Below are 22,840 nucleotides of genomic sequence, written 5' to 3' on the forward strand. Positions count from 1 at the left end.
GATAAATTGTCTTTTACATGATTCCAGCCGGAATGCTTTTAAGCGGAAGGATAACAGTGAATGTAGTGCCTCTGTCAACCTCACTCTCAACATTTATATATCCTTTCATGGCATCCACAATGCCCTTTACGATGGGAAGTCCCAGACCTGTTCCGTTTATAAAGCGGGTTCTGTCGTTTTTCACTCTGTAGAAACGGTCAAATATTTTGTCCATGTATTTTGCATCAATACCAAATCCGTTATCCTTTACACTTACCCTTATGTTGTTTCCTGCCACATCTGATCTGACTTCAATGGTGCCGCCTTCCTGGGTATAGTTGATGGCGTTGGCGATAAGATTGCCGAACACGCTCTCAAGTGCCATGGGGTCTGCTGTAAGGGGAGGTATTGTTGTTTCTGGAGGGATAACAGTAAGTGTCTGGTTTTTGGCCTTTGCTCTGTCATTGAGAAAATCTCCAATGTTTTTGAGGAGTTCGTCAATCTGCACCTTTTCTGTCTTTTTTGCCTGGGTTCCAGCCTCAATGCGCGACAGATCCAGAAGATCTCCAATTGTGGAGATAAGTGTTCTTGTTTTTTCCCTTGCCCGTGAAAGCATGTACTGATCCTGTTCATCTGCCTTGTCAGCAATGCTGTCAATGACCATGTTGAGCTGTTCGTGTATTGTTGATAAAGGGGAGCGCAGCTCATGGGTCACCTTGGCCACAAATTCCGACTTGAGCTGGTCAAGGGCCTTCATGGTGGTGATATCCACAAAGTTTACAACAGCACCGATACATTCGTTTCTTTCGCCCATAACAGGGCTGCATCGTACCATAAGGCAATTTTTGTTCTCTGTTTCTATTTCGTGTGGGGGGATATCGCTGTAGTCAATGTAGCGGCCCCTTGAGAGGTCAATCACAAGATCGCACAGTTCCCTGTTTTCAATGAAATTGTCAATGGCAAGCCCTGGGCCTTTATCTTCTGAAATGCCTAAGTATTGATAACATGCCGGATTTATGAGCACAACTTTGCCCATGCTGTTGGTAACAATGACACCATTGGGAAGAGATTCAATGATTGTGCGGGTTCTGCTCTGTTCGTTGTGCAGATCTTCAAGGGTGCGTTTTTTCTCCCTTTGCAGCCTCTCTTTTTCAATTGTAAGCTCTATCTTTTCCCTTGCTCTGCTAACAGAGATCCTAAGTTGATCAGGCTGGTATGGTTTGGGAATAAAGTTGTAGGCTCCCCGTTGCATGGCTTCAATGGCTGTTTCAACTGTTGCATATCCCGTAATTACAATTACAAGTATTCCCCTTTCCATGGCCATTATTCTCTTCAGTACCTCCATGCCGTCCATACCGGGCATTTTCATATCCAGAAGAACAATGGCAATGGGTTCTTGTTGAAGTATTTCAAGCCCCTCCTCACCCCTTGGAGCAAGAAAGACCTCAAAGTCCATCTTGGAAAGAATTCTTTTGGCGCCTTCCCTGAGACTTGGTTCATCATCAATTACAAGAATTTTGCCGGGGTCCAGGTGCTCCATTTTTGATATCTCCTTATTTTTGCATTTTTGCAGATGTTATTCAGGTGGGGCTTCTGTGGTTTTAACAAAGACAACCCTTTGTAGTTTCCCTTTATCAATGATTTTCAGAAATTGGAATTTTTCTTACTCAATGGCCTTCAGAAACTCGGATGGTTCAACGTCAACCCTTGTCCACAAAAGCATTGTACGCCTTGCAGCATGGGCAAGTGGCCGAAGACCATCTATGAATGGAACCTTAAGCTCCTTTGCTTTTTTTTCCCAGATATTGTTTTTTCTCCCATAGTTTAGATCAAGGATGAGTTCGCAATCCTTGAATTTTTGTTCTTGGAGAAAACGGGTAAATTCGGGAGAGTCATCCGGCGATGATACAGGGGTTGTATTGATTACTATATTTGCAGAAGAAGGTGTTTGGGCGATGGAGTCAAGTGTGGTGGCTTTGCCTCCGATCTTATTGACGATATTTTCCACACGACGGGCTGTCCTGCCTGAAATTTCAATGGATTCTGAGCGAAGCCAGTTAAGAATAAAAACCACAGCTCTTGCTCCTCCTCCTGATCCAAAAATAAGGGCCTTTTTGTTGGTGACATCAAATCCCTGTTCCTCCAGAGTGTCCATGAAGCCTATGGCGTTGGTGTTGTATCCTTTTAATTCATTGCCGTTTCTTATAATGGTGTTGACAGCTCCAATTATGTTGGCACCTTCAGAAAGAATATTCATATAGGGTATTACTGAAGATTTGTGGGGTATTGTGATATTGGCTCCATCAAAATTCAATGTTCTTAAACTCTGCATGGCTTCTCCTATCTGGTCGGGAAAAACCTTGAGAGGGACATATGATGCAGTTATTCCAATACGCTTGAAAACAGCGGTAAACATTGCCGGGGACTTGGTACGGAAGGCTCTTTCATCACCTATAATACAGAAAATTTTCATGATGCCTTTCATTTCCAAAAAATGATAAGATGTTGAACAGGAAGTATGGTGTTAAATCAAAAGAACTTTTGACTGACAAGTATGTGGATAAAACAAAATAAAAATTGTGACTGACGAGTTGCTTGGGGATGTCATCAAGTTGCTGATGGTCGGGCAGTAATAATTGCGGTTAGTTATTACTATTTTGCCAGCTTATCTTTTTTTGCTGTCTGAATCAGGATAACCAGGATAAAAAAGATGTTCTGGATACTTAATCCTGCCTTATCCTGTTAATCCAGGGTATCAAGCGGGCCAGAACCATAAAAAGGATATCTGTTATTTTTCGCAGGAGATAAATCAGATCTCTTTTCTGGTTCTGGCTTTATCAGGTCAGGAATGGACATCCTTCGTATCAACTCAAAATTAGTTTACACTTTTCGAAAAATTCTGAACCATGATTAAAGGATTAACACGATTAAAAATCAAGCTAATCCTTTAATCATGAAAATCATGGTTCAAAAAAAGTGTAAACCGACAAATGAAAGATGCCCAGGAATGTCTCCGAAATAACTTTCTTAAACTCCCCCTATCCAGTCATGGATGGGCTGGGGGAGTGATGTAAATGGGCAAGTTATTAAGAAACGATTCCTTAGTTGCTTAGTTATGCCTGTCAGGGCATAGTCATTTTCTGTAATGCTGAAATAGAGTGTCAGGATACAAGAGCTTTGACGCTTTTGGTAATTTCTTCGGCAGATGCAGGTTTTGGCAGATAGTCATCAGCTTCCATGCTCATGCCGTCTGCATGTGAATATCTTGTTGACCCTACGTGGTCTGCAACTGCTGTGAGCATAACAATGGGGATGTCCTGGTATTTTTCATCATGTTTCAGCTCTGCGCATACCTCATATCCATCTTTTTCAGGCATCATAACATCAAGAACTATGGCATCCGGCGGGTTAGCCTTTACCTTTTCAATGGCCTCATTTCCATCATAAGCAACCTCAACCTCAAATCCTTCCTTTCTAAGGTTTGACTGGACAATTGAAGCAAAATCAGGTTCATCGTCAACAACAAGTATTCTTTTTTTATCGCTCATAATGTTTCTCCTAAAATCAGTTAATCTGGAAGAGCCAGGTTCTTTGCTCTTGTGTTTTTTTGAAATAACTAATGATGTGCCAAAAAATAGAATTTCATACTATATGGGGATGCTTTACCTGTCAATACAAAATAGATGTTCCTGAAGGCTGTTTTATCAATGTAGATTGTTTAAGTGAACTGTTAAAGCTCAGCTTTGAATTCAATTTTTCCTTCACCAAATGCAGGTTCAATTATTCTATGAACCCCGTGACCTGGATTTGATTCTTTAAAAACATGTATTAACTGATATTTCGATAAAATTTTAAGATCATTATTTAAACTCACTGGGCTTCTTTGCATATCTGATGCTAATTCAGAAAAAAAGACTTTTCTTTTTGATCTTAAGTATTGAACTATTTTTACTCTTTCAGGCTTCAATATCGCCATCAATTCCGCCGGTTCAACCCAGATAATATTTTTTTTTGTGACTTTTTTACCTTGATCTATTTCTTTTGCTGTCTCTTTGGCAGAAGAAAAGAAATCAGATATTGAGCCAGCTTTGAATTCAATACTCATTTTATAAACTCCTTGATTTCCTTTTCAAAACGTTCAAGCAGATTTTCATAGCACACAAAATCATACACTTCAGATATTTCACCAAAATAGTGCCTGTGATGAAAGCTATGGGTATTGTCGTATCCAATGACTCGACCATTGTCACCAGAGAAAATTTGATGGTTAATATATGCCATACTGTATTTTACAATTTCACTGTTTTCATTTTCCCATGCTTCAATTTTAATAAGTCCGCCACCTCTTTTGGGCTTTACAGGGAATTGTTCTGAAACAACTTTTTTGAATTTGACTCTTGCTCTTTTGTCATTCATGCAGAAATAATATCAGATTAATAATATATTGTAAATCTGATTGGTAAAGTACTCAAAGCCGACACCTATGATCTTTTGAGCCTTGTCAACATTGTCTGAATCAGGATGTCCAAGATTAACAAGATAAGGCAGGATTATTTATCCTGAGCATCCTTTTCATCCTGGTTATCCTGATTCAGACAAATTCAATAACTGCTCAAAAAGCAATAAGATGTCGATTTTGAGTAAAGTATAATAAGTTTGAAAAATGAGCTGTTTTTTTGGGCATCCTTCATTTGCCGGTTTACCCTTTTCCAATGGCAAAATAACCCAACGGTAGAGACGCAATGTATTGCGTCTCTACTCCAGACAAGAAGAGAAGAAGTGTAAAGTACTTTAATCTGATATGAAGGATGCCAATAAAAGGCTGATATGTATAGCTGTGATGTAACCGCTTATCAAACTCACTGTCATGCAGGAGTTGATTTGCATATCAGGAGCAAAAGCAGGTTTTTAGCTCTCTGTTTTCTGTTTGAGGGGAAGCTTTATTGAAAACATGGCACCTCCGTTTTCAAGGTTTTCAACAGAAATCTTACCGTTGTGGCTTTCCACTATTCCATATGCCATACTGAGTCCAAGCCCTGTGCCTTTGCCCTCTTCTTTGGTTGTAAAAAAAGGCTCAAAAATATTTCCAATAATGGGTTCAGGGATACCAGGGCCTGTGTCAGAGATTGTAATCAGAGCCATTTTATTATCCTGGTCAGGAGATGTTCGTAGTCTGAGTGTTCCTGCACCTTCCATGGCATCTGCCGCGTTAAGGATTATATTCATGAAGACATGATTGAGCTGCTGCACATCTGCCGGAATCTCAGGAAGGGATGTATCATACTCCTCTATAATTTTAATATTTTGAAAAATCGCCTGATTTTTAAGCAAAAACAGTGTTCTGCCAATTATTTTATTGATGTTCTGAAGTCGCACTTCGCGTTTTGTCTGGCGAGCAAACTCCAGAAGCTCTTTTACAATGGAGCTGCACCTTTCTGCATCTCTTTGAATTCTTAAAAGATCGCTTTTTACATCTTCGTTGACATCATGCTCTTCAAGTATAAGTTGTGTAAAAAGGGTAATGCCGCCTAATGGGTTGTTGAGCTGATGTGCAACCCCTGCGGCAAGCTTGCCAAGTGATGACATCTTTTCTGCCTGAAGAAGCTGGATCTGCATCTTTTCAAGCTCAGCTTCAAGTCGTTTTGCCTCTGTAAGGTCATGGAAAAAACCTATGCTTGCCACCTCTTTGCCATTCTCATATACAATGGATGCATTAAGGCTTATAGGTGTTGTGGAGCCGTCTTTTCTTATGGCCACCTGCTTGTGTGCCTTTACTACGCCCTTGCCGCCATATTCATTACTTCTCATCTTCTGCATGATTTTGTGGGCATCGCCAGGTGGATATAGATTTCTGATGTTGAGGTTTTCTATGGCATCCTGTTTTGAGTAACCTGATATTTTTGTGGCAGCTTTGTTGAAAATAATAATTTTGCCAGTCATGTCAGCGGCAATTACTCCGTCAGCAGCACTGTGTATGAGATTGCGGAGAAATGCATTGGATGTCGCCCTTTTTTCGTCATAGCGGAAAAGGGATGGCAGGTCAAAGTCAAGAACAACAATGGCATCCTCGTCCATGGTACTGTCAGTTGTCGGCATTGGGTAGGCATAAAGACATGAGGACTTTTCGCTGTTTTCCTCATCCTCTTCATCCTGTTCAATGAGTATCTGCTTAAGTGATGGCCTGCCAGTTTTTTTAACCTCTGTTGCAGGGCAGTTGATACAGGGAATTTCAAGGTTGAACAGGGCTTTATGGCATATCTCTCCTTCACTGCTGTTTCTGTTTAAAAAATAGCTTTTGTTGGGGTTGCAGTTGGATGCAAGTATTCTGTAATCCGGAGAAATGACAACGATCTGCCGCTTGATGGTTTCAATTGCTTTTAAAAGATAGTGATTCTCGACATCATTTCCGTAGATCATGTGCTTCTCCTTTTGGATCTGGCTTTTTCAGGTTCGCTTCGGTATAAAACAGGTTCGGTTTGGTATAAAACAGGTTCGGTTTGGTATAAAACAGGTTCGGTTTGGTATAAAATAGTTTCGGTTTGGTATAAAATTAGGTTCGGTTTGGTACTCAAAATCGGGATCTTATAGCATTTCTATCAGTTGTTGCATTTGTCTGAATCAGGATAGCCAGGATGAAAATGATGTTCAGGATAAATAATCCTGCCTTATCCTGTTAATCCTGGGTATCTTGATTCAGACACTATTGACAAGGTTCAAAAGATCATAGGTGTCGTTTTTGAGTTGGTATATAATAATGATGCTCTGTCCGCTGGTAAGACAGAGCGAGTTGTTTCGCAGGAGATGGCCGCTAACTAATTGTTATTTTGAGTGATTGTTCAGGAACGATGTTATGTAATGACCACAATGTAAAGTATCTATAGGGTATCTTTTCGGGTGTGTCAAGCAACTCTTGAATGAGTTATAAAAAACTATGGTCTATTCATTTGCTAAAAGGGTTTTTTTTCATGATATATCAATATACTTGACATTTGCTCGTTAATCTGGAAATGTGGCATATTTTGTTAGTATCATGGAAAATGAGATCAATTTGTTTGAAATTGGCTGTTTTTTTGATAAAGAATTTCATCCTTAATGAGTGATGATCAGAAGTTAAGAAATTATGATCAAGGGTTGAAAAGTAAATGATAATGAGTTTGCAGATCATTTAATGATTTTCAAATTATTAATTTCCAGATCATTTATTAATTTCAGATTACTGTTCATAGGGGATGAAATGATATTTTTTCTGTATAGCAGGAGGAATCATGATTGTTGCGGAGAGAAAGCCCTTTGATGAGATCAGGAGCATGGTGGCAGGATACAAAAAAGTTCTGACCGTTGGGTGTGGAACATGTGTTGCCGTCTGCCTGGCCGGAGGGTCAAAAGAGGTTGAAACATTGAATGCAGAGTTGAATCTGGCATTTAAGAAAGACGGGATTGAATTTGGAGCAGAAACCCTGGAACGTCAATGTGACATGGAGTTTCTGGCTGAACTGGATACAAGGGTGGATGAGTATGATGCTCTTCTGTCCATGGCATGTGGTGCCGGAATTCAGTTTCTTGCGGAGCGTTTCTCCCATAAACCTGTATTGCCTGCGGTAAATACATCCTTTATAGGAGTCAACTTAGATGTTGGATGGTATGAGGAAAAATGCAGGGCATGTGGCCAATGTGTTCTTGGAATGACAGGTGGAGTCTGCCCTGTTACCATGTGCGCCAAGAGCCTTTTTAACGGCCCATGTGGCGGAACCAACAAGACCAGTTGTGAAATTCATACCGATCAGCCATGTGCATGGTTTAAAATTTATGAAAGACTTGCTGCCCAGGGTCGCCTTGATCAAATAATTGAAATCTCACCTGCCAATGACTGGAGTAATCAAAAACCCAGAACGCTGATTCAGCCAGGGTATGAAGAACGCGTCAAGGCTATGAGATAATGAGTAACAGTTGATGAGCGGTATTTATTTTGACAGAGATTTTAGGAGAGATCAGTTATGAAATCAGGAAGCAGACTTGAACGTGTACTCAAGGCCGGACACTTTGCCTTTACAGGAGAAGTCGGCCCCCCGAGAGGAGCAAATGTTGAGCATCTTCGGGAAAAAATTTCTCATCTTAAAGGCATGGTTGATATGGCAAATATCACCGACAACCAGACAGCCATGGTCAGAATGTCAAGCTGGGCTGCATCGTTGATCTGCCTGCAGGAAGGTCTTGAGCCAAATTACCAGATGGTGTGCAGGGATAGAAACCGCCTTGCCATGCAGGCTGATATTTTAGGGGCATATACACACGGAATCCGTAATATGCTCTGTCTTTCAGGAGATCATCAGATGTTTGGTGATCATCCACAGTCAAAGGGTGTATTTGATCTTGACTCCATGCAGCTTATAATGATGGTTAAAAAGATGCGTGATGAGGGAAAATTTCTTGGTGGTGCAGATATTGATGTAAAGCCCGAGCTGTTCATCGGGGCTGCTGCAAACCCATTTGCAGAGCCATTTGAATGGCGTGTTCACCGTCTTGCCAAGAAAGTTGCAGCAGGAGCTGATTTTGTTCAGACCCAGTGCATCTACAACATGCCCAAAATGAGAGAGTGGGTTCGCCAGGCAAATGAAATGGGACTTACCGAAAAGGTCTATATTCTTGCAGGTGTTACTCCCATGAAGAGCATAGGTATGGCAAAGTACATGCAGAATAAGGTTCCCGGAATGGACGTACCTGATGATATTATCAAGCGCCTTCAGGGTGTGGATAAAAAGAAGGTTGCTGACGAAGGCATCAAGATAGCCTGTGAACAGATTGAAGAGTTCAAGGAGATGAAAGGTGTCGCAGGTGTGCATCTGATGGCCATTGAGTGGGAGCACAAGGTACCTGAAATTGCAGAGAGAGCAAAGGTGCTGCCCAGACCGGAAGTTTAGTCGGATGAGAATCTACAACTCTTGAGATATATAAGGAGTTTTTGACATTGAATAGTAAAACCCCAAAAGTGATGGTGGTGGGAGGTGGTATTGCCGGTCTCACCGCTGCCTGGGAGCTTTCACGGCAGAATATACCGGTGGAGCTGGTGGAGAAGAGCTGTTTTCTTGGCGGTCACAGCATTGGCTTTACCTGCAAGGCAACAGACTCATGCCGACAGTGTGGTGCATGCAGTGTTGAGGAGATGCTTAAAAATGTAGTTGAAGAGCCTCTTATAAATGTTCATCTGAGAACAGAAATCACTTCCTTAGAAAAGGGTGAAGGCTTTAAAGCAACTCTTGTAAAAAGTGATATAGGGCTTGAAGCAGGGCAGGTGGTCAGAGGTTTTTCACAATATAATAAGCCTCTCTATGTTGTTGCAGGAGACGCTGCGCAACTGCCTCCGGAAACCGAAGTTGCTGAAACAGGTAATCTTGACAGCCTTGGTACAGAAGGCGATATTGCTGTTGATGCAGTTATTGTTGCCACAGGATATACCCCGTTTGATCCCAATCTTAAATCGACATATGGATATGGCAAATGGCCGAATCTTATCACCGGTCTTGATCTTGAAAATATCATCAGGGACAGAGGTGCTCTTTTAAGGCCGTCTGACGGTTCTAAACCTTCAAAAGTTGCCTTTATTCAGTGTGTGGGTTCAAGGGATGAACGTCTTGGCAACCTCTGGTGCTCAGAGGTCTGCTGTCCCTATGCCATGCGAATGGCCGGAACCATTAAACATGATAACCCTGATGCTGATATTTCAATGTTCTACATTGATATCCAGAATACCGGAAAGGAGTTTCCTGTATTTTACGAGAAGATCAAAGAAGATATTCGGTTTGTCAGAACTATCCCCGTTGATATCTATCCCCTTGAAAATGATCGTCTTGAGCTTCGGCACATGGTTGAAGATGAGGGCAAACCTTCATCAGAAGAGTATGATCTTGTTGTCCTTTCAGTGGGAATTATGCCTGGAAAAGATACCACAGCCATTTCCGGAATAACAGGTATCCCCGTGAACAACGATGGCTTTCTGGACTCCCCGGCTTCTGATTCCGGCTGTTTTGTAGCAGGAACAGCAGGTGGCCCTGCAAGTATTGCCGCCACAATGGCTGATGCCGGAAAAACTGCCTTTGAGGCCATGAAGTATCTGGGGGTGATGAAATGATGACGGATAAAAGCAATATGGTGGATATTACACTCAACAAGGATGTGCTGGTGGTTGGTGCCGGCAGTGTTGGACTGGAAACTGCATCAAAGATTGCCTCCCAGGGTTACAAGGTCTCTGTGATTGGCCAGAAAACAGCATGTGCACGCCAGTCAGGCTGTACCGATGAGATGCTCAACTCCGGAACCGTCAACATCATGCAGGATGTTGTACTGGAGGATGTGGCAGGTGTTACAGGCGATTTCAGGGTAACCCTTGCCAAGGGCGAAGAGAAGATGAAAGCTGTGTTTGGTGCTGTGGTTGTAGCTCCAAATTACTCATATGCCTCTTTAAATGGCGCATATGGTCTTGCCTTGTCTGACAGGGTTATGAGTCAGAGTCAGTTTGAAGCCTTTATGGACAGTGATGGGCTGAAAAAGGTTGCTGCTGATTCAGGAAGTGATGCGGATGATGTTGAAAATGTTATTGTTGCCTTTTTGACAGGATTTGGTCAGGAAGGAGATCCCGTATCAACAGGCAGAGCACTTAAAAGCGCACTTGCGGTTCAGAAGACAAGCGGATGTAAAGCCTATATTTATACCGGCAATATAAAGGTTGGTGCAAAGGGTCTTGAGCGCATTTTTACTGAAGGCAGACATGCTGGAGTTGTATGCTTCAAACCTTCCGTGATGCCGGAAATAGAGCAGAACAGTGATTCAGTAAAGATTTCTATCACAGATCCTGTAGTGAGAAGCACTATTGAACTGGAACCAGATTATGTTGTAGTGGAAGAGGCCCTTGTTGTTGGGCAGGATAATCTTGATACTGCAACGCTGCTCAGAATCGACACTGATCTTGACGGTCTTCTGCCCAGCAACAATGTTCACAGGTTTCCTGTGCGCTCCAATCGTGACGGTATTTTTGTTGCATCCAATTCAGTGGATGCTGCTAATGTGGCGTTAAGAATCGCAGAGCTCATAGGCGATGGTATAAAAAATGTTTCTGCTGATCAGGCAAAGGTGGATGAAGAGCGCTGTGTAATTTGTCTTACCTGCTATCGCTCATGCCCGCATGGAGCAATTTTCTGGGAAAACGGCGCTGCTGCAATATCTCCTGCTGCATGTCAGGGTTGCGGTATATGTGCAAGTGAGTGTCCAATGGATGCCATTCAGCTTGGTGATTTCACGGATGAATCTTTGAGAAAAAGTGTCAAAGATGCTGTGGTTTCTGTGGAAGGCTCACCTTCAATTGTGGCTTTCTGCTGCAAAAATTCAGCACTTGAAGCAGGTGAAGCTGCCGCACGCTTTGGTCATAATATGCCGGCAGGCTTCAAAATGGTCAAGGTTCCATGTGCCGGAAAGGTTGATGTTGAGTTCATCATGAAGGCATTTGTGGAGGGAGCCGATGGTGTAATGGTGGCTGCGTGTCATGAAGGTAACTGCAAGGCTGAACGCGGTAACACCTATGCAAAATGGCGTGTGAACGAGATTCAAAAACGCCTTGAAAATATGGGGCTTGGCAAGGATTGCCTCTGTTTTACAACAATTGCATCCAATATGGCAGGCGAATTTGCGGCCAAGGTTAATGCATTTGCTGATAAACTTGCATAATAGTTAAAAAAGAAAATTCAGGGCTTTACGCTTTTTCATTACAACCATGTTGTTTTTTTGGAGGTGCTTTACTCCATAGAAAAGTGTAAAGTCCTTTTTTATATAACAACCATGGCAAACCCATCTTGCCACAACGAAGCATGAAAGCCCTGAAAAAAACCTTGAAATACGGGGACTTTCTTATAAAAAGCCTCCCATAATCAATTTAATTATCTGGAATACTAAATACTCAAAATCGACATCTTATTGCTTTTTCAGAAGTTATTGCAGTTGTCTGAACCAGGATAACCAGGATAACCAGGATGCTCAGGATAACCAGAATGCTCAGGATAGATAATCCTGACTTATCTTGGTCAATCTTGGGAATCCTGATTCAGACAGTGTTGACAAGGCTTACAAGATCATAGGTGTTGACAAGGCTTACAAGATTATAGGTGTGGACTTTGAGTATATAATGCTGCTTTATCCTGTGAATAATGGACATCCTGACTCAGACAATTCTTACCATATCCATCCAAAGGAAAAATAGATGCTAAAAAATCAAATGTTTCAATGCATCTCGAAGATGTTGATGCTGATTCTGGGAACTGCTGCATTGTTATTGGGCATTTCAACAGCTTTTGTTGAAGCTGCTGAATTTGCCGAATTTGCTGAAGCTGCTGAAAGTGCTAAAACTGCTGAAACTGCACAAAGCGTAGATGATACAAAAATTATAAAAGCTGCAACTCCTGGCGACTTCCCTCCGGAATACCTTGTTGACAAGGATGGAAAACCCTTTGGCTTTGCCATTGATGTGCTTGACGGGATTGCTGATATTGCCGGTCTCACAATCCAATATGTCGTAAAAGATGATTGGATGTCCGCCCACAATGCCATTAAAGCAGGCGAGGTTGATGTTATACCAAATGTCGGGATTACTGATGATCGTAAAGAGTATGCAGATTTTACATCACCTGTGGAGACTTTTTCCATCTCCATCTTTGTCAGAAGCGATAATAATGACATTGCGGAGTTGTATCATCTTGTTGGCCATAAGGTGATTGTCTTTCCAATGAATGCAGCTTACCCCATAATCAAAGAGATGCAAGGTGTTGAGCTGCTTCTGGCAAGGGATCGTCAAGACATTCTTTTCAGGCTGCTATCGGGTCAGGTAGATGCTGCTGTCTATCCTGAACCTCTTATATGGTTGGATGCCATCACTGCCGGGGTTGCTGATCATATCAAGGTTGTTGGTAAACCTGTGCTTGAAATAAAAAGAAGTATTGCCGTTGCCAAAAATAGGCCTGAGCTTTTTAAGCAACTGGAGAGAGCCACCCTTCAGTTTGTTGGCTCAGATGCCTATAAAAAAATATATTCAAAGTGGTACGGCAAAAAACCATCCATAGTGACATATACACAAATTATTGCAATAATTGGACTCTGCACAGGCTTTTTTATATTATTTTTTCTTTTTTACCGTTACAGGCTGATGCAGAAACTTAACCTGAAAATGGTTGAAACAGTAAAGCTGAAGACCGAGGAGATAAAGGATCAGGGGGAGTGGCACAGGCTTCTTTTTGTTGAATCAGCCGATCCCTATTTTATTATTGAAAATGGTATTTTTACAGACTGTAACGAAGCTGCCCTTTTTATACTCAAGGGAAAACGGGAAGATGTTGTTGGAAAGCATCCTGATGAATTTTCTCCTGAGTATCAGCCAGATGGTTCTCTTTCTGTTGAAGCTGCTGAAAAGCGAATCAGCCAGGCTTTTAATAAAGGAAAAGTACGGTTTGAGTGGCTGCACAACTGCCTTGACGGTACAGAGATCTGTGTTGATGTCTCTTTGTCAGTTATATCACATGTGCACCGTGAGGCTGTTTTATGCGTCTGGCGTGATATTACAGAAAAAAAGAAACTTGATAAACGTTTGCAAGAAGCATTGGCGTTCAATGATACCATTTTGCTTAAATCTCCTTTGCCAATGGGTGTTTACAGACAAGATGGACAGTGTGTACTTGTCAATGATGCCCTTGCGGCAATGGCAGGTAGCACTCGGGAAATGGCTCTTTCACAGAATTTTAACCAGATTGAATCCTGGAAAAAATCTGGATTGCTTGATGCATGCCTGACAGCTCTTAAAGAACACAGGCAGATCAGGCACGAAATACATACAATTTCAACTTTTGGCAAAGAAGTGTGGGCCACAGCCCTTATTCTTTCCACTGTTTTAAACGATATTCCCCACCTTGTCATTCAGCTCTTCGATCAGTCAGAGATTCAAAGGGCCAATCAAAAACTCAGACAGGTCAATCTGGAGCTTAAGGCAGCCAGAAATGCAGCAGAAGATGCAAGTCTTACCAAATCAAGGTTCATGGCCAATATGAGCCATGAGATAAGAACACCCATGAATGCTGTAATTGGACTCTCCCAGCTTCTTCTTGATACTGATTTGACTCCTTTACAGCAGGATTATATGGAGAAAATTCATGATTCATCAAAATCGTTACTTAGGATTATAAATGATATTATGGATTACTCCAAAATTGAGGCAGGGAAGTTCGGCCTTGAATCAATTGAATTTCAACTCTTTGATATTCTTGATAGTTCATCAACTCTTTTCTCCCATAGTGCCGAGATTAAAGATATTGAACTTGTATTTGATATAGAGCCGGATCTTCCGCCGGTTCTGGTGGGAGATTCACTCCGTTTCAGGCAGATTATAAATAATCTTCTGGGTAATGCAGTGAAGTTTACCCAAAAGGGAATTGTTTCCCTTGGAATGAAACGCATTGATAATAAAAGAGATTCTATCACCCTTGAGGTTTGCATAAGCGATACTGGCATAGGCATGACAAAAAGTCAGTTGGATCGTCTCTTTTCTCCATTTGAACAGGCGGATTCATCCACCACAAGAAAGTATGGCGGAACAGGTCTTGGACTTGTTATTTCAAAAAATCTGGTTGAGCTAATGGGGGGCAAAATCAATGTGGAAAGCACCCTTGATATCGGAAGTACTTTTACTTTTTCCCTGAAATTTGGATTGCCTGAATCTCAACTTACTTCTCATTTTGCCACTAATCTCCGGGGTATGAGGACACTTGTTATTGAGGACAATGAGTTTGCCATGCGGGTTCTTACTGCTATTTTGGAGCAGTGGGGTTTCTCTGTCAGAAGTGCTGCTACAGGGGAAGATGGCTTTGAGCTTGTTAAAGAGTCATTACAAACCGGCAACCACTTTGAGCTAATTATAGTTGACTGGAAACTTCCGGGAATTGACGGCATTGAAGTTGCTGACAAAATTCGTGAAGCTGAATCACTAAGTGACAATATAAGACCTTCCCTGATTATACTTGTGACTGGATACAGTTCTCAGCAGGCCCTTGAGGCTATTGGGGATGTCCGGATTGACACTTTGCTTGGCAAGCCTGTAATTCCATCGCAGCTTTTTGATACCATCGCAACTTTACAAGGGTTTGCCCCATCCTGCATGACAAAAACAGAGAACCATTTTATTGACAAGGTATCCAGTCAACTTCAAGCTGTACCTGGTGCAAGGGTGCTTCTTGTTGAGGATAATCCCACCAACAGGCAGGTTGCCCTGGGGCTGTTAATTAAGCTGGGACTGAATGTTGATCTGGCCGTAAATGGTCTTGAAGCTCTTCAGCGAATATCTGAAAAACGTTATGATGCAATTTTCATGGATCTGCAGATGCCGGAGATGGATGGTTTTCAGGCAACAAAAGCCATTCGGGCTTTGCCTGTTGACAATGATATTCCCATAATTGCAATGACTGCTGCTGCAATGCCGGAGGATAAAGCCGCTTGTCTTGCAGCCGGCATGAACGATTTTGTTCCAAAGCCCATTGATCTGGAACTGCTGGCCACAACCCTTAAAAAGTGGCTTTTGTCTGAAAAGAGCCTTCTTATTAAGAGCGGACAAGGTTTGATCTCCTCCTCCACATACTTACCCTCACAAGAGATTGAGAAGAGTCAGGGGGGTGAGGGAAATGGAGAGATTATTTCAGAGCAGCCTCTTAATGGAGATAAGCCCTTTAGTGGAGATAAGCCCTTTAGTGGAGACAATCCCTTTAATGGAGACAATCCCCTTAATGGAGACAAGCCCCTTAATCGAGACAATGCCCTTAATGGAGACAAGAGCCTTCCATTTGATCTGGATGGACTAAATCTTGCTGATGCTGCAATGCGAATGGGCAATGACTGGGGAACTCTGCGCAACGCTATATCAAGTTTCTCTGTCACTTTTTCCGGTATTGTAGAAAGCCTTGAAACTTGCTTGACTGAAGGAGACGTGGAAAAAGCCGCACAAATTATTCATTCCATCAAGGGTGTGGTAAAGCAGATAGGTGCTGACGCACTGTGGGAAATCTGCCTTGGTTTTGAGAAAAAACTCATAGATCCGGATCAGGATTTAACCGAGACAATGGAAGAATTGAAAAGAGAGATGGAAAAGGTGATGGATGCCATAGCTTCCATGCCTGCTGTGTCCGCAGTTACCTTATCTTCTTTATCAACTCCGGAGCGCTTATCAGAACTTGTAAAAATTTTGCAAACAGATATGGCAAACGCAATGTTTATCCAGCCTGAGATACTGGGTGAGTTTTGTACCTTAATGGCTGAAGCCGGATATGGTAAATTATCAGAAAAATTCAGGGATGCCATTGATCGGTTTGACTATGAAAGCGCATCTTTGATATTATTGGAAATCTCTACTCAAAACTGATACCTATGATCTTGTAAGCCTTGTCAACACCGTCTGAATCAGGATTCCCAAGATTAACAAAGATAAGGCAGGATTATCTATCCTGAGCATCCTATCCATCCTGGTTATCCTGATTCAGATAACTGCAATAGCTTCTGAAAAAGCAATAAGATGTCGATTTTGAGTTTGTACGTTTATATGAAAGTCTCAGTAAGTGGCTGTTTTTAAAACGACTTTCATCTCTTCGATTGTGGCGGCTATCCGCCATGTACGTTATATAGAGTTTTTTGCAATAAAACATACCGATGAAAGGATAGATTCTATGCAGCAGCTTCCACTTCACAGCTCAAGTGAAGTAATGGACAGGATTCTTGTTGTGGATGATACTCCCACCAATATAAAAGTGTTGGCAGGTGCTCTGGTCAGCAGATATCAGGTTCAGGTTGCCACAAGCGGTAAGGCAGCATTGAAAATCCTTTCCCAGGAACAAAAGCCCCATCTTGTTCTGCTTGACATCATGATGCCGGAGATGGATGGTTATGAAGTTTGCAAAAGGATGAAGTCAGACTCTGCCACACGGGATATCCCTGTTATATTTGTCAGTGCAAAGACTCAGGTGAGTGATCAGCAGTATGGATTTGATCTCGGGGCTGTTGATTACATAACAAAACCCTTTGAGATCCCACTGGTTCTGGCACGGATTAATGTACATCTTCGTCTGAAGCATAAATCTGATCAGCTTGAGAAGCTGGCCCTTGTGGATGCACTCACAGACATTCCCAACAGACGTGCGCTTGATGACTGCTTAGACAGGGAAATCAGAAGATCTGTGAGGAATGAAAGCCCCATGTCTATTCTGATGCTTGATATTGATCATTTTAAAAACTACAATGATCATTATGGACATGGTGCCGGTGATGTATGTTTGAGAAGTGTTGCCAAAAGCATTGAAAACTGCCTTCGACGCCCAGGCGATCTGGTTGGACGTTATGGAGGAGAGGAGTTTGTCGTGATTCTGCCGGATTGCGATGAGACATGCGCTGCTGCTGTTGCGGAAAAGATAAGAGATCACATTTCCCGACTTAACATTGCACATGCAAAATCATTGGTGTCAGATCATATAACAGTCAGTGTCGGCATAAAAACCACATTCTGTCAATCTCAGAATTCGTGTGATCAGGTACTTAATCAAGTTGATAATGCACTCTATAATGCCAAAAAAAGTGGCCGCAATTGTGTTATGGCAGCCACTTGATTTCCAGTTGTCAATGGCCGTTTATATGAAAGTCTCCGTAACAGCCTGTTTTAAAAACGACTTTCATCCCTTCGATTGTGGCGGTAATCCGCCATGTACGTTATTCATTATATCTGTTGAGGATTTCAAAAGTGAGAGTAGCTCCGATGCCGAAATTTTGCCTGCCGCCTCACTGCCCTCAAGCAGATTTTCTGCAAGTTCCCGCTTTTCATGGTGAAGTTTTACAATTTTTTCCTCTATGGAATCCTTAACCACAAGACGATACACCGTGACAGGCCGGGTTTGTCCAATGCGGTGGGCACGATCCGATGCTTGATCCTCAACCGCAGGGTTCCACCATGGATCCATGTGTATGACATAATCAGCAGCAGTGAGGTTAAGACCTGTTCCACCAGCCTTGAGACTTATCAGAAACAGATCTCCTTCTCCGCTCTGGAATGCCTTGATACGCTTTTCACGATCTTTTTTGGATGTCCCACCATCCAGGTATTGATAATTAATACCTTTTCCATCCAGATATTTACGAATAAGGGTAAGGTGCCCCACAAACTGACTGAATACCAGCACCTTATGATTGTTTTCCAGCAGTTCATCCACCACATCCCCGAAAACCCTGAGTTTTGAGCTCTCAATACCAGAGCCTGCCAGAACAAGTTCGGGGTTGCAGCAGAGCTGCCGCAGGCGTGTCAATTCCGCCAAAATCCGGAAGCGTTTACCAGCAGGATCATCTGCTGCATTCTCAATATTTTCAAGGGCTTTAATACGTTGGGCTTCATAAAGGATTGCCTCATCTTGGCTCATCTCAATTTTAAGGGTTATCTCTGTCTTTTCCGGAAGCTCTCTTAAAACATCTGATTTCAGACGGCGCAGTATAAATGGGCGTATCAGTTTCCTTAAACGACGGGAAGCACCCTTGTCACTATCCCTTTCAACAGGTATGGCGAAATTTTCCCTGAAACGCTGGATTCCCCCAAGAAGTCCGGGATTGAGAAAATTAAAAAGAGTCCATAGCTCCTCCAAATGGTTCTCCACAGGTGTTCCCGTGGTAATAATGCGGAAATCCCCTTTCAGATCCATGGCTGCCCTGGATCGTTTGGTATTTCTGTTTTTTATTGCCTGGGCTTCATCCAAAACCACTGTCTGCCAATGAACACCTGCAAGGTTTTCCCCCTCCACCTGGAGCAGCCCATAACTTGATATAACAAGATCAAAGGGTTGCAATCCTTCCAGAAAAGCCTTCCTGTCACCAGGGCCAAACAAAAGGGGATTGAGGGTCGGTGCAAATCTTGTACACTCATCCTGCCAGTTGGATATAACAGAGAGCGGTGCAACCACAAGGGAAGGCCCCTTAGCCCCATTGAGCAAAATAGCGGCCAGGGCCTGCAATGTTTTGCCAAGCCCCATATCATCAGCGAGGCATGCCCCCATTCCCCAATGGGAAAGCTGTGCCAGCCAATGAAAGCCTTCCACCTGATAATCCCTTAAAGTGGCACGCAAAGTACCTGGCACACTGGTTTTCACCACCTCCTTGAGTCTTTGGCAGTGATCTTTCCACGCTTTATCTGTTTTAATCTGCTCGATCTGATCGGTGAGTTCCCCAATTGCAGGGGCAGCAAGGGGAGTAAACTTAACTCCCTTGCCTGAAACCGTGGAGTATGCCTTCAGCTCCTCAAGGCGATCCATCAGGGATCTTGTCACGGCAAAAAAGGTACCATCATCAAGGGCTACAAAGCGGCCTATGGTTGAAGGCCCTTCAAGCAGGGATATCAACTGTTTGAAATCAAGGGAAGTTTCATCATCTATGGTAAGAGTTCCTGTGGCCTTGAACCAATCCCTCTCCTTTTTTATCCCCATATTTATATCATTAAATGAGACTTCCCTTTTTACCTTGATCTTTTCCCCCTGGGGCCAGGCAAGGATTATACGCTTTTCAGGAGAGTGCTCCTTTTCGTTATCATTCTCTTTTTTCTCATCCTTTTCTTTCTCACCCTTTTCTTTCTCGCCCTTTTCTTTATTGCCCCCTGTTCTGTCAGATTGTGTTTTGTTATCCTTTAAGTGCTTGATTTTATTCTTGATACCCGAACAATTTGTTTTTTCATCCATCTCTTCATTTTCACAAGATTTAAGTTCAAACAAAAGCTCCAAAGCATCCTCGGGATCTCCCACAAGCCACTCATCATCCAAAGGCTCAAGGTTTTTAAGGGTTGGGCAAGCATTTATAACCCACTGCATCTCCCTTAGCTCCAGATCAAGATCCCGTGTAGCCTGCACCTTTTTCCCCCTGATGTTGGCAAATACGTTGGAACCGCCCCGGCCAGGCTTGAAATGGGAACCTGCCACTGTAAATGGGCGAACCAGAAACTGAATTTTAATGCCTTCCTGCCAGGGCATGATATGGATATTGGGCCTTGGATCAGCTTCAATTTCTTCCAATGGTGCTCCGCCCTCCCTGGCTGTGATCTGGATATCCGAGTTTACGTTTATCAGGGAAGATAAGGATGCCATGGTTTTTGCTGCCAAATCCCTGGCTTTTTGTGGAAAGCTGGCTCCTTTTTTGCCAATCAGCTTGGCAATCTTATAATGGTCAGGTAAAAAATGAACCACTTTAAATCGGGAAGGTGTCTCTTTGACCACTTTTACAAGATCATCCTCATCATTGGGAACCGGCGTCATGGTGAGCCTCAGCTCCTCACTTTCATGGCAAAGGTTTATCTCAGGCTCACCCTTGACAAGCTCCACAGGGCTTTGAAGTTGATCTTCAAGAAAAATCAGGGGGTGTCCCACAAGCTCAGTCAATGCGTTATCATCATCAATACTGTAATCTATATTTTGATACCTGTAATACCCACTGGTATAAGAATATTCTGTAATTGTTCTGCACACCCTTTTATCCTGATCTGTCAATCCAGCCATTTTTTGATAATTTTTATACAGATTTTTCAGTGCAACGGGACGTCCCTTTGTCCATTGGCCTGATTTGGATAATGTCTGGAGTTTCGGGGTTATATGGGCAATTGAGTATTTTTCATTATAGCTTAGAAGCCATATCATTCTCTGTTTATGGATTTTATGGATAGCATCGATCTCTTTATTGGAAGAAGCTGCTTGAGTGCCTTCCACAACCTGGATAAGGGAATTTAGAAGTTTTTCCCATTTTGGAGGGGCATTTGAGATATCCGTAAGGGGAGTAGTTTTGCAGCTTTTATGCAGTTTCCCTGCATGAGCCCTGTTTTTTTTAACATCCTTTCCTACATCTGCCAAAACATTTGATGCTTCTGCCTCAATCCATAAAAAACCACATTCACCGGCTTTTTTTCGGATATTTTGCAGCTCTGAAATATTGTTTTTCAGCATTTTTTTATCATAACAGCCCATGGTCAAAAGATAAAAAAACTGAATTATTGCAGGCAAATCCTCAAAAAAATAATTAACTTCATGATCATCAAAAAAAGAGGGGAGCCCCATACGATCTAAAAACAGAGGATCCATGGCCTCGGCGATTTTATAGAATTTATATTGGTCATCATTTTTTATCATAATATCAATATATGACCGTGCTTCCTCATAATTTGATATTTCCCCGCTTTTAAAAAGTGCGAAAAGGAAAAAAACTCCTTCATATCCTTCAAAGAAAATTTTCCCTTTTTTACTGCGTTTTTTAAGAGCATCTAATGATTCTCTGAAAAGTTTTAACGCAGAATCTGTGTCTCCTTTAAGAAGTTCAGACCATGCAATTTGTGCAGTATATTGAGGGGTAACATCAATGGGAGATTTTGATTTTCTACTGGAGGGCAGGGTGGAAATAAAATCCTTAAAAATTTTAAATAATTTGGCGTGGTTTTTCAGATCACCGCAAAAGAGCAGATACTTTGTAATTCGGCATTGAACCTCCAGCCAGTCATCACTGTCAATATCTATTATTTCCCTGATATCCATGGAACCAGAAACTCTGTCGCAACTGTCAGAGGGATGAGAGACCTTAGAGTTTGAATCTACTTTGTCTTTATCCTTTACATTATTCTTTACATTATTCTTTACATTATTCTTTACTTTATCCTTTTTTTTATCTTTTGCTTTATTTTTGTTGCCTCCATCTTCGAGGTTGAATAAATATGACAGATAATAATCAATTAGAGGTTTAACCGGATAAAAACTCTTAGCAGCTTCCCCAAGAAGATATCCAAGCAGCTTCCATCTTACACCCGGAGCCATGCCATCAAACAGCTCCGGCCTGAAAGGATAATAGAACAACTGAATAAAGAGGTTTTCTTCATCAAATGCCATGGGTAAATGATATCTGGCTGCTTTGTAAATCTTGTCAAGATCAAGATCAAAGGCTTCTTGTCCATGAACACTCAAAAGTATCGTTTTGATAACTTCCTTCATTGATTTAAAATGAAAGGCTACATGTGTGGAGTAGCTTATGGGGTTCACTTTGACAACTGCAACAGCTATCTCTTTAAAACGCTTACCCATTACAAGTTCATGGATTAAATCTTTCCATATCATTTCAGAACAGGTAATGCCCGTGGATGTTTTAATGAGTAATTGATCATCTTCAAGAGACTTTAATATTGGCCGAATGGTAGCCATTGTAAATATGCGGCCCTCTTCATTTTTTATGTGTAAAATCTCCATACAGGATAGCAGCTTGTTAAGACGCATGTGGGATACTTCCACTGCAAGTATCCTGAGTATCGTTTTGTTAAGATCAGAAAGTAAATAGTATTGTTCCATCATTTCATTCATATTTTTCTCTTTTCGATTCATTGTAATCCCTATATATTATAAACTGTCATGGCAGACCCATCTGCCACAAACAACGAAGCATGAAAGTCCTTTAGAGCCTTAAAAGACGGGGACTTTCTTATAAACGTACATGGCGGATTACCGCCACAATCGAAGGGATGAAAGTCATTTTCAAAACAGGCTGTTACGGAGACTTTCATATAAAAACAATAAGGAATAACAATGCCACCAATGGAAACAAAATACAAGACCTACAAAAAAGCACTCTCCCAGGAATATACAGTTAAATACGATTTTGAAATGACCAACTACGAATATAAACTTTATTTTTCTGATCCCCATTATGGATATATTGACGATAACGACACATGGGATCTGCTTCAATTTAGATATATGCTCATATATTTACCGTGAAAATGACTATCACTTTTATGGTTGGGGGG

Annotated in this window: 15 protein-coding genes; 8 read left to right on the forward strand and 7 right to left on the reverse strand. The window is 41.9% G+C overall.

Annotated elements, in window-relative coordinates; all coding sequences use genetic code 11:
- Positions 1 to 13: 13 nt before the first annotated feature.
- From MTBBW1_RS12200 to MTBBW1_RS12225, 6 genes are all read right to left on the reverse strand, one after another.
- Positions 14 to 1,519 (reverse strand): sensor histidine kinase, encoded by a 1,506-nt coding sequence (locus MTBBW1_RS12200; RefSeq protein ID WP_080804005.1) that lies wholly within the window; start codon positions 1,517 to 1,519, stop codon positions 14 to 16.
- 123 nt (positions 1,520 to 1,642) lie between these two features.
- The gene (locus tag MTBBW1_RS12205; protein ID WP_186441241.1) at positions 1,643 to 2,452 is read right to left on the reverse strand and encodes a shikimate dehydrogenase family protein; all 810 of its coding nucleotides are present in this window, start codon (positions 2,450 to 2,452) and stop codon (positions 1,643 to 1,645) included.
- 688 nt (positions 2,453 to 3,140) lie between these two features.
- Positions 3,141 to 3,527: a response regulator transcription factor gene (locus MTBBW1_RS12210; protein WP_080804009.1), complete on the reverse strand. Its 387-nt coding sequence runs from the start codon at positions 3,525 to 3,527 to the stop codon at positions 3,141 to 3,143.
- Between the two features lie 182 nt (positions 3,528 to 3,709).
- On the reverse strand, positions 3,710 to 4,084 hold the full coding sequence (locus MTBBW1_RS12215) for an HVO_A0114 family putative DNA-binding protein (RefSeq protein ID WP_080804012.1): 375 nt from the start codon (positions 4,082 to 4,084) through the stop codon (positions 3,710 to 3,712).
- Positions 4,081 to 4,395 (reverse strand): toxin-antitoxin system TumE family protein, encoded by a 315-nt coding sequence (locus MTBBW1_RS12220; RefSeq protein WP_080804014.1) that lies wholly within the window; start codon positions 4,393 to 4,395, stop codon positions 4,081 to 4,083. Before MTBBW1_RS12220 ends, MTBBW1_RS12215 begins: the two co-directional genes overlap by 4 nt.
- A gap of 492 nt (positions 4,396 to 4,887) precedes the next feature.
- Complete coding sequence (locus MTBBW1_RS12225) at positions 4,888 to 6,396, reverse strand: two-component system sensor histidine kinase NtrB (RefSeq protein WP_080804016.1); 1,509 nt, start codon at positions 6,394 to 6,396, stop codon at positions 4,888 to 4,890.
- A gap of 848 nt (positions 6,397 to 7,244) precedes the next feature.
- Here MTBBW1_RS12225 and MTBBW1_RS12230 point away from each other — a divergent pair.
- The 7 genes from MTBBW1_RS12230 (at position 7,245) to MTBBW1_RS12260 (ending at position 17,648) form a co-directional block, all read left to right on the forward strand.
- Positions 7,245 to 7,916, forward strand: coding sequence for a methylenetetrahydrofolate reductase C-terminal domain-containing protein (locus MTBBW1_RS12230; RefSeq protein WP_080804018.1), 672 nt, complete (start codon positions 7,245 to 7,247; stop codon positions 7,914 to 7,916).
- A gap of 57 nt (positions 7,917 to 7,973) precedes the next feature.
- A complete protein-coding gene (locus tag MTBBW1_RS12235) occupies positions 7,974 to 8,897 on the forward strand; it encodes a methylenetetrahydrofolate reductase (RefSeq protein WP_080804021.1) in 924 nt (307 codons plus the stop codon).
- Positions 8,898 to 8,944: 47 nt separating this feature from the next.
- Positions 8,945 to 10,105 carry an FAD-dependent oxidoreductase gene (locus MTBBW1_RS12240; RefSeq protein ID WP_080804023.1) on the forward strand — a complete coding sequence of 387 codons (1,161 nt, stop codon included), beginning with the start codon at positions 8,945 to 8,947 and terminating at the stop codon, positions 10,103 to 10,105.
- Complete coding sequence (locus tag MTBBW1_RS12245; RefSeq protein ID WP_080804025.1) at positions 10,102 to 11,694, forward strand: hydrogenase iron-sulfur subunit; 1,593 nt, start codon at positions 10,102 to 10,104, stop codon at positions 11,692 to 11,694. The genes MTBBW1_RS12240 and MTBBW1_RS12245 overlap by 4 nt, the downstream gene beginning before the upstream one ends.
- Positions 11,695 to 12,043: 349 nt before the next feature.
- A complete protein-coding gene (locus MTBBW1_RS12250) occupies positions 12,044 to 12,223 on the forward strand; it encodes a hypothetical protein (protein WP_080804028.1) in 180 nt (59 codons plus the stop codon).
- Positions 12,224 to 16,414 (forward strand): response regulator, encoded by a 4,191-nt coding sequence (locus tag MTBBW1_RS12255; protein ID WP_080804030.1) that lies wholly within the window; start codon positions 12,224 to 12,226, stop codon positions 16,412 to 16,414.
- Between the two features lie 301 nt (positions 16,415 to 16,715).
- Entirely contained in the window at positions 16,716 to 17,648 is a 933-nt protein-coding gene (locus MTBBW1_RS12260; RefSeq protein WP_080804032.1) for a diguanylate cyclase domain-containing protein, read from the forward strand.
- A 63-nt stretch (positions 17,649 to 17,711) separates the two neighbouring features.
- Here MTBBW1_RS12260 and MTBBW1_RS12265 read toward each other — a convergent pair whose 3' ends face one another.
- A complete protein-coding gene (locus tag MTBBW1_RS12265) occupies positions 17,712 to 22,397 on the reverse strand; it encodes a DEAD/DEAH box helicase (protein ID WP_245809361.1) in 4,686 nt (1,561 codons plus the stop codon).
- A 222-nt stretch (positions 22,398 to 22,619) separates the two neighbouring features.
- Between MTBBW1_RS12265 and MTBBW1_RS12270 the strand changes: the two genes are divergently transcribed.
- Positions 22,620 to 22,811 (forward strand): hypothetical protein, encoded by a 192-nt coding sequence (locus tag MTBBW1_RS12270; protein WP_080804034.1) that lies wholly within the window; start codon positions 22,620 to 22,622, stop codon positions 22,809 to 22,811.
- The last annotated feature ends 29 nt before the right edge of the window (positions 22,812 to 22,840 follow it).

Origin of the sequence: Desulfamplus magnetovallimortis, from assembly GCF_900170035.1 — a bacterium.
GTDB lineage: Bacteria > Desulfobacterota > Desulfobacteria > Desulfobacterales > Desulfobacteraceae > Desulfamplus > Desulfamplus magnetovallimortis.